This is a genomic window from Streptomyces sp. NPDC030799 (assembly GCF_055572255.1).
Genome location: NZ_JBVIDS010000002.1, coordinates 86,827 through 98,726, shown reverse-complemented (window position 1 = coordinate 98,726; position 11,900 = coordinate 86,827). Strand labels below are relative to the sequence as shown.

13 protein-coding genes are annotated in these 11,900 nt (G+C 72.6%); 5 read left to right on the top strand and 8 right to left on the bottom strand.

What is annotated here, in order from left to right:
- Positions 1-56: 56 nt before the first annotated feature.
- The gene (locus tag ACZ41I_RS04315) at positions 57-1,697 is read left to right on the top strand and encodes an APC family permease (RefSeq protein ID WP_363218730.1); all 1,641 of its coding nucleotides are present in this window, start codon (positions 57-59) and stop codon (positions 1,695-1,697) included.
- Between the two features lie 53 nt (positions 1,698-1,750).
- On the opposite strand, the gene ACZ41I_RS04310 is transcribed toward ACZ41I_RS04315, so the two are convergent.
- Positions 1,751-2,119, bottom strand: coding sequence for an ArsR/SmtB family transcription factor (locus ACZ41I_RS04310; RefSeq protein ID WP_468513121.1), 369 nt, complete (start codon positions 2,117-2,119; stop codon positions 1,751-1,753).
- A gap of 57 nt (positions 2,120-2,176) precedes the next feature.
- Between ACZ41I_RS04310 and ACZ41I_RS04305 the strand changes: the two genes are divergently transcribed.
- Entirely contained in the window at positions 2,177-3,250 is a 1,074-nt protein-coding gene (locus ACZ41I_RS04305; protein WP_468513120.1) for a cation diffusion facilitator family transporter, read from the top strand.
- A 30-nt stretch (positions 3,251-3,280) separates the two neighbouring features.
- Here the strand turns inward: ACZ41I_RS04305 and ACZ41I_RS04300 are convergent, their stop codons facing one another.
- Positions 3,281-3,838, bottom strand: coding sequence for a YbaK/EbsC family protein (locus tag ACZ41I_RS04300; RefSeq protein ID WP_363218733.1), 558 nt, complete (start codon positions 3,836-3,838; stop codon positions 3,281-3,283).
- A gap of 43 nt (positions 3,839-3,881) precedes the next feature.
- The gene (locus ACZ41I_RS04295; protein WP_363218745.1) at positions 3,882-4,454 is read right to left on the bottom strand and encodes a helix-turn-helix domain-containing protein; all 573 of its coding nucleotides are present in this window, start codon (positions 4,452-4,454) and stop codon (positions 3,882-3,884) included.
- A 108-nt stretch (positions 4,455-4,562) separates the two neighbouring features.
- Between ACZ41I_RS04295 and ACZ41I_RS04290 the strand changes: the two genes are divergently transcribed.
- On the top strand, positions 4,563-5,420 hold the full coding sequence (locus tag ACZ41I_RS04290; protein WP_399763316.1) for an EamA family transporter: 858 nt from the start codon (positions 4,563-4,565) through the stop codon (positions 5,418-5,420).
- 1 nt (position 5,421) lies between these two features.
- Here the strand turns inward: ACZ41I_RS04290 and ACZ41I_RS04285 are convergent, their stop codons facing one another.
- Positions 5,422-6,186 carry an acyltransferase gene (locus ACZ41I_RS04285; RefSeq protein WP_363218735.1) on the bottom strand — a complete coding sequence of 255 codons (765 nt, stop codon included), beginning with the start codon at positions 6,184-6,186 and terminating at the stop codon, positions 5,422-5,424.
- Positions 6,187-6,295: 109 nt separating this feature from the next.
- Here ACZ41I_RS04285 and ACZ41I_RS04280 point away from each other — a divergent pair, with 109 nt between their 5' ends.
- Positions 6,296-6,823, top strand: coding sequence for a gamma carbonic anhydrase family protein (locus ACZ41I_RS04280; RefSeq protein ID WP_363218736.1), 528 nt, complete (start codon positions 6,296-6,298; stop codon positions 6,821-6,823).
- Between the two features lie 65 nt (positions 6,824-6,888).
- Here ACZ41I_RS04280 and ACZ41I_RS04275 read toward each other — a convergent pair whose 3' ends face one another.
- The gene (locus tag ACZ41I_RS04275) at positions 6,889-7,533 is read right to left on the bottom strand and encodes a DedA family protein (protein WP_468513119.1); all 645 of its coding nucleotides are present in this window, start codon (positions 7,531-7,533) and stop codon (positions 6,889-6,891) included.
- A 252-nt stretch (positions 7,534-7,785) separates the two neighbouring features.
- On the opposite strand from ACZ41I_RS04275, the gene ACZ41I_RS04270 reads away from it, so the two are divergent.
- Positions 7,786-8,847 (top strand): YbhN family protein, encoded by a 1,062-nt coding sequence (locus tag ACZ41I_RS04270; RefSeq protein WP_399763327.1) that lies wholly within the window; start codon positions 7,786-7,788, stop codon positions 8,845-8,847.
- 7 nt (positions 8,848-8,854) lie between these two features.
- Here ACZ41I_RS04270 and ACZ41I_RS04265 read toward each other — a convergent pair whose 3' ends face one another.
- From ACZ41I_RS04265 to ACZ41I_RS04255, 3 genes are read right to left on the bottom strand one after another with little or no spacing between them, the layout of a single operon-like run.
- Positions 8,855-9,922 carry a class I SAM-dependent methyltransferase gene (locus ACZ41I_RS04265; protein ID WP_468513118.1) on the bottom strand — a complete coding sequence of 356 codons (1,068 nt, stop codon included), beginning with the start codon at positions 9,920-9,922 and terminating at the stop codon, positions 8,855-8,857.
- Positions 9,919-11,100, bottom strand: coding sequence for a glycosyltransferase (locus tag ACZ41I_RS04260; RefSeq protein WP_468513117.1), 1,182 nt, complete (start codon positions 11,098-11,100; stop codon positions 9,919-9,921). The genes ACZ41I_RS04265 and ACZ41I_RS04260 overlap by 4 nt, the downstream gene beginning before the upstream one ends.
- On the bottom strand, positions 11,097-11,897 hold the full coding sequence (locus ACZ41I_RS04255) for an alpha/beta fold hydrolase (RefSeq protein ID WP_468513116.1): 801 nt from the start codon (positions 11,895-11,897) through the stop codon (positions 11,097-11,099). Before ACZ41I_RS04255 ends, ACZ41I_RS04260 begins: the two co-directional genes overlap by 4 nt.
- Positions 11,898-11,900 lie beyond the last annotated feature (3 nt).

Sequence of the window (11,900 nt, the reverse complement as noted above, 5' to 3'; positions counted from 1 at the left end):
GCCTGTGGCCTCCTTGCTCGTTAATCCCGCGTTTACGATCTGAGAGGCCACTTGACATGGCGAATGTCGACCAGGCTGCGCCGGTAGCCACAAGCGACACCGGTGGCGGTCTGCGCCGCGACGTCGGACTCATCGGTCTGATGTGGGCCTCGGTTGGCTCCATCATCGGCTCCGGTTGGCTCTTCGGTGCCGAGAAAGCAGTAGTGGCGGCCGGCCCCGCCGCGATCATCTCGTGGATGATCGGCACGGTGGCCATCGTGCTGCTCGCCCTCGTGCACGCCGAACTGGGCGGCATGTTCCCGGTGGCGGGCGGTACCGCGCGCTACCCGCACTACGCCTTCGGCGGCCTGGCCGGTATGTCCTTCGGCTGGTTCTCCTGGCTGCAGGCCGCGACGGTCGCGCCCATCGAGGTCGAGGCCATGATCGGCTATGCCAAGCACTGGCACTTCGCCGACGGGCTGCAGAACACCAACGGCACGCTCACCACCAGCGGCATCGTCGTCGCGGTGGTCCTGATGGCCGTGTTCGTCGCGGTCAACTTCCTCGGCGTCCGCGTCCTGGCCCACACCAACAGCGCCGCCACCTGGTGGAAGATCGCGGTCCCGCTCGCGGCGATCTTCGTCATCGCCATCGGCAACTTCCACCCGGGCAACTTCACCTCCGAGGGCTTCGCCCCGTTCGGCGCCAAGGGCGTCCTGACCGCGATCAGCTCCAGCGGCATCATCTTCGCGCTGCTCGGCTTCGAGCAGGCGATCCAGCTGGCCGGTGAGAGCCGCAACCCGAAGCGCGACCTGCCCCGCGCCACGCTCGGTTCGGTGGCGATCGGCGCCACGATCTACCTGCTGCTCCAGGTCGTGTTCATCGCCGCCCTGCCGCATGCCTCCTTCGCGAAGGGCTGGGCGAACCTGGACTACGTGGGCATCAGCGGCCCCTGGGCGGGTCTCGCCACGCTGTGCGGTCTGGGCTGGCTGGCCTGGGTCCTGTACGCCGACGCGATCATCTCCCCCGGCGGCACCGGCCTGATCTACACCACCGCCACCTCCCGTATCTCCTACGGCCTGGCCAAGAACGGCTACGCGCCGAAGGTGTTCGCCAAGACGGACAAGCGCGGTGTGCCGTGGTTCGGTCTCGCCATGTCGTTCGTGACCGGCGTGATCTGCTTCCTGCCGTTCCCGAGCTGGCAGACGCTGGTCAGCTTCATCACCTCGGCGAGCGTGCTGATGTACGCGGGCGCCCCGCTGGCCTACGGCGTCTTCAAGGACCGTCTGCCCAACCACGAGCGTCCGTACAAGCTGCCCGCCGGCAACATCATCTCGCCCCTGTCCTTCGTGGTCGCCAACCTGATCATCTTCTGGTCCGGCTGGGACACCCTGTGGCGTCTGGGCTGCGCGATCCTGCTCGGCTACCTGCTGCTCGGCTCCTACGCCGCCTACGCCATCCGCAAGGGCCTGCCCGACGCTCCCCGGCTGGACTTCAAGGCCGCGCAGTGGCTGCCGCCGTACCTGGCGGGCCTGGGCCTGATCTCCTACCTGAGCACCTTCGGTGGCACCGGTGACCTGCCGCTGTGGTGGGACCTGCTGGTCGTCGCCGCGTTCTCGATCGTCATCTACTACTGGGCCAAGGCGACCGCCTCCAAGGCCGAGCAGATCGAGCGCGACATCGAGGAGGTCGTCGTCACCGACGCCCCGGCCCACTGAGCCACTCCCCTACCAGGTGTCCCGTCAGCAGAGCCGTGGCTGACGGGACACCGTCATGTGCGGGGACTCCCGGTGCGCCCTTCGACGAGGTGGTGGTCCGCCGTCTTCAGGGCCTCCTCCACCAGTCGGCGCACGTGTCCGTGCGGGAGTGAGTAGACCACCCGGCGGCCCTCCTTGCGGGTCTTCACCAGGCCGGCGAGCCGCAGCCGGGCCAGGTGCTGGCTGACGGCGGGACGGGCCGCGCCGCACGCCTCGGTGAGCGTCGTGACGTCGGCCTCGCCGGCCGTCAGGACGTGCACCAGGGTGAGGCGGGTGCGGTCGCCGAGCAGGGCCATCAGCTCGGCGGCGAGCGCGAACTGCTCCGCGCCCGGGCTGCGCGGGTGCGCATGGTGTGCAGGTGACAGGTGCATGCGTGCGCTCATACGCACATAATGGTCCGGTGGGCGCCACGCGTCCATTACGCACGGAAGGGGACCCACGTGAACGACCGGCACCCTCATCACCACGTGCCCGGCCACAGCCACAGCCACAGCCACAGCCACAAGGGTCACGCCCCCGCTCGCGCTCTCCGGCACCGGCTCGCGCATCTCCTCACCCCGCACTCCCACGACACCGCCGACAAGCTGGACCCGGCCATGGAGGCCTCGGCGCGCGGGATGCGGGCGCTGTGGGTGTCGCTGGCCGTCCTTGGGGTCACCGCGCTGACGCAGGCAGCGGTGGTGGCCGTGTCCGGGTCGGTGGCGCTGCTCGGGGACAGTGTGCACAACGCCGCCGACGCCCTGACCGCCGTACCGCTCGGCATCGCCTTCGTGCTGGGGCGGCGGGCGGCGACCCGGCGGTTCACCTACGGCTACGGGCGCGCGGAGGATCTCGCGGGACTGGTGATCGTGCTGACCATCGCCGCGTCGGCGGCGTTCGCCGCGTGGGCCGCCGTGGGACGGCTGCTCGATCCGCGCCCGGTGACGCACCTGCCGGCGGTCGCGGCGGCCGCCCTGGTCGGGTTCGGGGGCAACGAGTGGGTGGCCCGGTACCGGATCCGGGTGGGCAGGGAGATCGGCTCGGCCGCGCTCGTCGCCGACGGGCTGCACGCCCGTACCGACGGGTTCACCTCGCTCGCGGTGCTGCTGGGCGCAGGAGGGTCGGCCCTCGGCCTGCACCCGGCCGACCCGGTCGTCGGGTTGGCGATCACGGCTGCGATCCTACTGGTGCTGCGGGACGCGGCGCGGGAGGTGTTCCGGCGGATGCTGGACGCCGTCGACCCGGCGCTGGTGGACCGGGCCGAGCGGGCGGTGCGAGCGGTGCCGGGCGTGCGCGAGGTGGGCGAACTGCGGCTGCGCTGGATCGGGCACCGGCTGCGCGCCGAACTCGCGGTGGTGGTGGACGGCGAGGCGACGCTACGACAGGCGCACGCGATCGCCGTCGAGGCCGAACATGCCCTGCTCCACGCCGTACCGCGGCTGACGGCCGCCCTGATCCACGCCGACCCGGCTCCCGCGCCGGGCGAGAGGGACCCTCATCTCGTCCTGGCCCACCATCTGACACCCACCGTCTGACGGCGTCATAGGCAGATCTGTGCGCCGGCCTCAGGCGATCCCGAGCCCCTCCAGGACCACGGCGCCCGGCAGCTCCGTCAGGGCTTTGCCGGGGATCAGCAGTTTGCCCCGCCGGCGTCCGCTGCCGACGAGGACGTAGGGCAGGTCGACGACGGCCGGGTCCAGCAGGACCGGCCAGCCGGCGGGCAGGCCGACCGGGGTGATGCCGCCGTACTCCATGCCGGTCTCGCCGGTGGCCGTCTCCATCGAGGCGAACGAGGCCTTGCGCGCGCCGAGTTGACGGCGGACGACGCCGTTGACGTCGACCCGGGTGGTGGAGAGCACCACGCACGCGGCGAGGGTGGTATCACCGCCCCGCTTGCCGGCGACGACCACGCAGTTCGCCGACTGCTCCAGCAGGTCGCGGCCGTAGTGCTCGACGAACACGGCCGTGTCGGCCCAGCGCGGATCCGTGTCGACGTAGAGGATGCGGTCGGCGGGGACCGCGCCCTGCCAGCGGCGTACGGCGTCGGCGACGGGCGCGGTCAGTTCCTGAAGGCAGTCCGGGACGGGGGTGGCTGTGTCGAAGTCTCCGATGGGTGCGCGCATGGCCGCACGCTAACAGCCCACCGGCAGCCCGCTGCGGTGCGGTTCAGCGCACGGGCGGCACCGAGACGGCCATCACCATCCGCATCGGGACGTCACCCTCGTTGCCGTACGTGTGCGAGGTGCTCGCCTCGAACGTGGCGCTCGCTCCGGTCGGCACGAGGTGCTTGACGCCGTCCACGGTGAGGGTCAGTTCGCCCTCGGTGACGTGGACGAGCTCCACCGTGCCCGCCGGGTGCGGCTCGGAGGGGCTCTGCTCGCCGGGCATCAGGCGCCAGTCCCACATCTCCAGGGGTCCGGGCGCCTCCGTGCCCGCGAGGAGGCGGTTGTAGCTGCCGGCGTCGGTGTGCCACAGCCGTACGGCCTGCTCGGCGGGGACGATGCGGACGGTGGGGCCCTGCTCGTAGTCGAGCAGGGTGGTGATGCTGATGCCGAGCGCGTCGCCGATCTTGACGACGGTGCCGATGCTGGGGTTCGTCCGGGCCTGCTCGATCTGGATCAGCATGCCGCGGCTGACCCCCGCGCGGGCGGCGAGCGCCTCCAGGGTGAAGCCCCGCTCGGTACGCCAGCGCTTGACGTTGCGCGCCAGGGACTGGGTCAGCAGGTCGAGGTCCGACACATCACGTTCCATCGCTCGGGGTTCAATATATGGGATGACAGAGTTCACTTGGCTGAACTACCGTGTGGTGCACCTGATCGTTCACCGAACTGTACTGCGAGGCCGGCCGTGACAGCATTCTTCGCCCTGACCACCAGCCTCCTGTGGGGGCTGGCCGATTTCGGCGGTGGACTGCTGACCCGGCGGACGCCCGCGCTGACGGTCGTGGTCGTCTCACAGGCCATCGCCGCGACGGTGCTGGGCGCGATCGTCGTGGCGACCGGTGGGTGGAGCGAGGCCGGGCCCCGCCTGTGGTTCGCCGTCGCGGCGGGACTGGTGGGACCGGTGGCGCTGCTCTCCTTCTACAAAGCGCTCGCGCTCGGCCCCATGGGGGTCGTCTCGCCGCTCGCGACGCTGAGTGTGGCCGTGCCGGTCGGCGTGGGCCTCGTGCTCGGCGAGCGGCCCGGGCTGCTCCAGGTCGCCGGCATCGCGGTCGCTGTCACCGGTGTCGTCCTCGCGGGCGGGCCGCAGCTGCGCGGCGCGCCCGTACAGCGCCGGACGATCCTGCTCACGCTGGTCGCGGCCCTGGGCTTCGGCACGGTGTTCGCGCTGATCACGGAAGCCTCGACCACCGTCACCGGGCTGTTCCTCGCCCTGTTCGTCCAGCGCCTGACCAACGTCGCGGTCGGCGGGGCCGCGCTCGCCGTCTCCGTCCGGCGGGACGGCCGGGCGGTGCCGGAGGACGGCTTCCCCTGGGCGTCGCTGCCCGCGCTGGCCTTCGTCGGGCTCGCCGATGTGGCCGCCAACGGCACCTACGCGATCGCGGCCCAGCACGGCCCGGTCACCGTGGCGGCCGTCCTTGCCTCGCTGTATCCGGTGGTGACCGCGCTGGCGGCGCGCGGTTTCCTCAGCGAGCGGCTGCGCGCGATCCAGGCAGCCGGCGCGGGGCTGGCGCTGCTCGGCACGCTGCTGCTGGCGACCGGCTGAGTCAGCCCTCGGTCTCCAGTTCCGCGAGCCGGGCCACACCGTCCTCGTCCAGTTCCGCCAGCGCGCGCAACTGCTCCGGTGTCATCCCTTCCGGGATCGGCACCGGCGCCGGGGTCCTGAGCGGCGGCTGCCAGCCCTGCTCGGGTGTCCAGCGCCGGACGACCCGGGCCGGTGCCCCGGCGACCACGGCGTGGTCGGGCACCGTGCCGCGGACCACGGCACCGGCCGCGACGACCACGTTCCGGCCGATCCGCGCGCCCGGCAGGATCACCGCACCGGTACCGATCCAGCAGCCGGGGCCGATCTCCACGGGCTCCATGCGCGGCCACTGCCTGCCGATGGGCTGCTGCGGGTCGTCGTAGGAGTGGTTGGTGGAGGTCACGTAGACGTACGGGCCGAAGTAGCAGTCGCTGCCGATGGTGACCGTCGTGTCCGCGATGACATGGCTGCCGCGGCCGAGGACCACCCCGTCGCCGATGCGCAGGATCGGGTCCGGGCCGAGATCCAGATCGGGCATCAGGCCCGCGGTCAGCGTGACCTGCTCGGCGATGATGCAATGGGAGCCGAGGTGGATCCAGGGTTCGCCGAAGACGGTGCCGAGCGGGAAGGCGAGCCGGGTGGCTTCGCCGATCGAGCCGAAACGCAGGCGGCCGGGGCGGTCGGCGGTGACGGCGCCCGTGCGCTGCGCCCAGGCCCAGGCCGCGTGCACCACGCGTTGCGCTGCGTGGCGTCGCCAGGATGAGAACGTGTTCTTGCGCTTCGGCACGGGGTCACGTTACTCACCGGTTGTCTCCGGCGAGAGGGCGGGCTGCTGTGATCTTTGCCCCATGCCGTGTCGTACCGTGCGGGGTACTTTCGCACACGAGGAGACGGTGATGACGCAGCGGGCGCTGATCGTGGGTATCGGGGGCAAGGAGCCGCAGATCGATCCGGAGGCGTTCGTGGCGCCTACGGCTTCCGTCATCGGCGATGTCACCCTGCACGCGGGGGCCAGTGTCTGGTACGGCGCGGTGGTACGCGGGGATGTCGAGAAGATCACCGTGGGGGCGCAGGCGAACGTGCAGGACAACGTCACGTTGCATGCGGACCCCGGGTTTCCCGTGCGTGTGGGCGAGCGGGTGTCCATCGGGCACAACGCGGTGGTGCACGGGGCGACGGTCGAGGACGACTGCCTCATCGGGATGGGGGCGACCGTGCTGAACGGAGCCGTGATCGGGGCGGGGTCGCTGGTCGCGGCTCAGGCTCTGGTGCCGCAGGGGATGGTGGTGCCGGCGGGGTCGCTGGTGGCTGGGGTGCCGGCGAAGGTCAGGCGGCCGTTGAGTGAGGAGGAGCGGCAGGGGGTCACCCTCAACGGCACGATGTATGCGGAGTTGGCCGGGGCGCACAAGGATGTGCATCGCTAGGCCGTCCGGCGAGGGCCGGTTGAGTGCGGCTCGTCGCGCAGTTGCCCCGCGTTCCTTGGCGGACTTCAGTCCCCGGCGTTGACGGGTTCCGCGTCCCGTTCCGCCGGCTGAGCCTTCTTCGCCTTGCGCTTGATGATCAGCACGGAGGCCAGGCCGACGAGCAGGGCCGCCACCAGGCCCAGGTAGGAGAACTTCTTCAGCCAGTCCTCGGCGACGACGCCCACGTAGTAGATGACGGCCGTGGTGCCGCCCGCCCAGCAGATGCCGCCGAGGACGTTGGCGATCAGGAACTTCCAGTACGGCATGTGGAGGACGCCCGCGAGCGGGCCCGCGAAGATGCGCAGGAGGGCGATGAAGCGGCCGAAGAAGACGGCCCACATGCCCCACTTCTCGAAGGACCGCTCGGCGGTGGCCACATGGCCCTCGCTGAAGTGCCTCGGGAACTTCCCGCCGAGCCAGGCGAGCAGCGGGCGACCGCCCTTGCGGCCGATCGCGTAGCCGATGGAGTCGCCGATCACGGCGCCGGCGGTCGCGCAGGCGCCGAGGACGACCGGGTTGATGCCGGAGTGCTGGGAGGACATGAGTGCCGCGGAGACCAGCACGATCTCGCCCGGCAGCGGGATGCCCAGGCTCTCCAGACCGATCACCAGGGCCACCACGGCATAGACGGCGGCCGCGGGCACCGTGTCGAGCCATTCCTGGACGTGCACCGCCGGTTCCTCCCCTGTCGCCGTCCTTGTCCTGCGGGGCGCCGCATGTAAAGGGCGTCCCAAGGGAAGGCTACCTGGTCGGCGGCGAACGGCGGCTTGCGCGCACTACCCGGCGGCACCCTCCCGCCCCCACTCCTTCGGTTTTCGGACATCCCGGTGTCACACGAGAGGGGAAGGCTCCCCGCGGTTTTCGCCCGGCCCGCCTCCCCCAGGTCCCCGCCGCGGGGCCCGCTGCGGAAGGACGACGTCCCCGTGTCCTCAGTGTCCGAGTCCCCCTCGCCCTCCTCTCCGGCGTGCTCCCGGGCGGCGGCGCCTGCGTCCGCCGGGTCCGGTGATCCGCCGGACACCGCTCCGCAGGCCACCGCCCGGCCCCCGTCCCTCATGGCCACCCGGCACTTCCGGCTGGCCCTGTGCGTGGCTCCCCTGCTGCTGGCCGCCGGCTGGGCCCTCGCCAACCGGCCGGTGATGCATGAGGGCGTCCGGCGGCTCCTCGGGGCCGACCCCTGGTGGCTGCTGGCCGGTGCCGGATTCACCTGCCTGAACTGCGTGGCGGCCGCATGCGTGCGGCAGGGCGCCCTGCCCGACCGGCTGCCGCCGGGTCTGCTGCTCGCGTCGCAGTTCGCCGCCGGTGCCGCCAACCATGTGCTGCCGGGCGGGCTCGGCGCCCATGCCGTCACTCTGCGCTTCCTGCGGGGCCGCGGGGTGCCGGCCGCCCGGGCCACCGCGTCGATCGGGCTGTACTCGCTGGCCAAGTCCAGTGCGAAGACGGTGGTGCTGCTGGTGTTCCTTGCGGCGTCACCGGCCTGGCGGCGCCTCGGGGAGCTGGTACCGGACGGGCGGCTGCTGGTTCCGGTCGCCGCCGTCGCGGGCGGGGCCGTCGCGGTGGCCGGGGTGCTGCTGACGGTCGTACGGCCGCTCCGGCGGCCGGTGTCGGGGCTGCTGCACTCCGCCCTGGCCGATGCGCGTGAGGTGCACACCCGGCCGTCCCGGGTGGTCGCGCTGTGGGGCGGGGCGGTCGCGATGCCGCTGGTGCAGGGGACCACCCTCGCCTGTGCCGGTGCCGCGCTCGGACTGGGGCTGTCCTGGGGGCACGTGCTGCTCGCCTACCTCGCGGCGGGCACGGCCGTCGGGGCGGTTCCGGCGCCGGGCGGGCTCGCGGTCGACGCCGCGCTGGTGTGGACGCTGATCGCCTTCGGCTCCGCACCGGCGCCGGCCACCGCGACGGTCATCGGCTACCGGGTGCTGTCCGACTGGGTGCCGCTGCTGCCGGGCACTCTGACACTGTCGGCGCTGATCCGCGCGAAGGTGCTCTGAGCGCCGGTCACTCACGGCGGGCCACCAGGCGGTAGGCGTTGGACAGGCCGAGGCGGTGGGACAGCGGTCGCAGCGCGAATCGGTCGAGGAGTGTCGCGGTGATGAGCGCGGGCACCCCCGCGAGGAGGAGGGTGGTGCGCGCGGCGCGGCGCAGGGCGCCGGGCGGCTCGGGCAGCCAGGGGGCGTCCTCGCGCGGAGCGGTGTGGTCGAGGGCCAGCCAGACGGCGGCGAGCAGGTCGACCGGGTCGTGCGCTTCGGCGTGCTGCTCGGCGACCACCGTGAAGCCCAGCTCGGTCAGCCGTCGCCGCAGGCCCGCGACGGGCATGAAGTGCAGGTGCTGCGGCTGCAGCCAGGGCAGCCACCAGCGGCCGAGCAGCCGGGCGTACCGGCTCTGCGGGTCCGGCACCTCGATGAGGAGGTGGCCGCCGGGGCGTACGGCCTGGTGGGCGGCGCGGAGTTCGCGGTCCGGATCGGTGCTGTGCTCCAGGTAGTGGAACATGCTCACCACGTCGTAGCGGGCGGTGAGTTCGGGGGCGAGGGCGGGGAAGGCGCCGCGGTAGGCGTGGTCCACGCGGCCTTCGCGGGCGGCGAGTTCGACGCCGTCGGTGAAGTCGAGCCCGTCGAAGGAGGTGCCGGGCAGGACGGTGCGGGCGGTGCCGCAGAAGTGGCCGTGTCCGGTGCCGACGTCCAGCCAAGTCTTCGGGGCGGGATCGTGCGGCAGCAGCGCCTCGGCGCGGCCCCGGTACATGGCCGTACGGCCGCCGAAGGTGCCGCTCATCCGCTGTTCACCGAGGCCGTCGTAGAAGTCGCGGTAGTAGAACTCAAGGCCTGCTTCGGTCAGTGGGGGATTCTGGAAGGTGTGGCCGCAGTCGGCGCAGCGGTCGAGGGTGAAACGGCCGGGCTTGTGCTGGAGCAGGTCGCTGGTGTGGAGACGGGCGGCGAGCCGGTCCGAGCCGCACCAGGGGCAGGTGTCGCGCCGGGGTGCGAAGAAACGGCCGGTTCCTGCGGCCAGGTCCCTCTGGTAGGCGGGGCGCAGGGCGGCGATTCGGGATGCCTTGCCGTCGTTGTCGCTCATCGGGCCTCCGGTGCCAGTCGTTCGAGGTGGACCGCCGCGGCCCGGGCGCCGCCCGCCGCGCGGAACGCGGTGCGGATCCGGGCGGCGGCGGCCCGGTGGGCGGGGTCGGTGAGGACGGTGTCGAGAGCGACGCCCAGCCGGTCCGCGCGTACCCGGCCGAAGCGGAGGCGGACGCCGGCGCCCGCGTCCACGACCTGTCCGGCCACCACGGGCTGATCGTCGCGGATGGGTGCGACGAGGAGCGGGACGCCGTGCCACAGCGCCTCGCACACGGTGTTGTGCCCGGCGTGGCAGACGACGGCGTCCATCCTTGCCAGCACGGCGAGTTGCGGCACGGACGGCAGCGCCAGGACGTCCTTGTCGTCGGGCGGTACGGCGAGGGCGCCGCCCGGATCGGCGATCACCGCCTGTACGCGGTCGGCGCGTTCCCGCAGGGCGGTGAGGCACTCGGCGAGGAACCGGTCGCCCGCGTCGGCGTTCGCCGTGCCCAGGGTCACCAGGACCTTCGCCCGGCCGTGGTCCAGTCGCTCCCAGGGGAAGCCGGGGCCGGCCGGTCGGCCGGTGAGCGAGGGGCCGACGTAGTGGATGTGCGGCGCCAACGGTGCCTGGGGTCCGATCAGTTCGGGGGTGCTGAAGATCAGCAGGAGGTGCGGCGAGGACCGTGGATCGGCGGTGCCGGACGGATCGCCGATGCGGGAGCGCAGCTCGGTGAGGCGGTGGCGCAGCCACTCGGCGACCTTCGGCAGGCCGTCGTAGGCGCCGGAGAACTCGGCCGAGGTGGTGGCCGAGGTGGCCCACGGCAGCCGCAGGCGTTCGGCCACCAGAGCGCCGGCGAAGGCCTGCTGGTCGGCCACGACCACGTCCGGGCGGAACGCCTCGGCCGCGGCGCGGACACCGGGCGCCATGGCGTCGGCGAGCGGCAGCAGGTACCCCTCCCACAGGAACTTCAGCGCCTCCGCGCCCCTGAGGTCCGCAGGTCGTACGACTCCTTCGGCGCCCGGCACCGGGCCCGCGCACCCGAACACCTCGGCGTCCGGGCCCGCGAGCCGCCGCACCAGCGCCGGGTCGGGGCACACCCAGGCCACCCGGTGCCCGCACCCGGCGAGCCGGTCGGCCACGCCGACGGCCGGGTTGACGTGCCCGGTCAGCGGCGGCACGACGAAGAGGAACGCGCTCATCGGACACCCGCCCCGGCACGGATCAGCTCCAGGATGTGTCCGCCGACGGCCGCGGGCGCCTCCACCAGCACGGAGTGCTCGTAACCGGGCAGCACGACCGCACGGTAGTCCGGCAGCAGCGCCTGCTTCAGCGGCACCAGCCCGGCGAGGTCCGACTCACCGCCGTACACGCCGAGGACCGGGCAGCGTACGGCTCTGATGGCGTCCTCGGTCAGCACGCGGCTGGCCGGGATGTCCCGGCCGAGGGTGGTCTCGCGGGCGAGCCGGGCCGCACCCTTGGCCAGCCGGGCCGTGTTGTGGCCTCGGTGCGCGGTGATCCAGGCGATCGCGTCGGGCTCGTTGTGCGCGAGTTGGGTCATGACCCGGTCGAGGATGCGGCCGAGTTTCACCGCCCACGCGGTGGTAGCGGGCTCGGACTCGATCAGCGTCAGGCTGGCCGCACGCCCGGGGTGCCGGGCGGCGAAGCCGAAGGCGATGGTGCCGCCGTAGGAGTTGCCGACGAGATGGACGGGCCCGGTGACGGCCAGCCGGTCGAGGAGAGCCTCCAGGTCGTCGATGTTGTGGTCGAGGGTGTAGCCCTGCTGCGGGCGCTCGCTGCGGCCGTGCCCGCGCAGGTCGTACATGACGACGTCGAGTCCGGCGGCGGCGAACGCGGGCGCGACGGTGAAGTAGTAGCTGGCCAGGCTGTCGGTGAGCAGGCCGTGCACCAGGACGACCGTGCCGTGCCGGGTGCTGTCGCCGGCCGGGGCCATGCGCTGGACGTGCAGCCGGATGCCGCGGGCGTCGACCATCGCCATGTC

Bases quoted from the DNA above. Each gene is read 5' to 3' on its own strand.
- ACZ41I_RS04300 (WP_363218733.1), bottom strand. From the start codon at position 3,838: ATGCGCGCACCCATCGGAGACTTCGACACAGCCACCCCCGTCCCGGAC.
- ACZ41I_RS04280 (WP_363218736.1), top strand. From the start codon at position 6,296: ATGACGCAGCGGGCGCTGATCGTGGGTATCGGGGGCAAGGAGCCGCAG.
- ACZ41I_RS04310 (WP_468513121.1), bottom strand. From the start codon at position 2,119: ATGAGCGCACGCATGCACCTGTCACCTGCACACCATGCGCACCCGCGC.
- ACZ41I_RS04255 (WP_468513116.1), bottom strand. From the start codon at position 11,897: ATGGCGATGGTCGACGCCCGCGGCATCCGGCTGCACGTCCAGCGCATG.
- ACZ41I_RS04265 (WP_468513118.1), bottom strand. From the start codon at position 9,922: ATGAGCGACAACGACGGCAAGGCATCCCGAATCGCCGCCCTGCGCCCC.
- ACZ41I_RS04260 (WP_468513117.1), bottom strand. From the start codon at position 11,100: ATGAGCGCGTTCCTCTTCGTCGTGCCGCCGCTGACCGGGCACGTCAAC.
- ACZ41I_RS04315 (WP_363218730.1), top strand. From the start codon at position 57: ATGGCGAATGTCGACCAGGCTGCGCCGGTAGCCACAAGCGACACCGGT.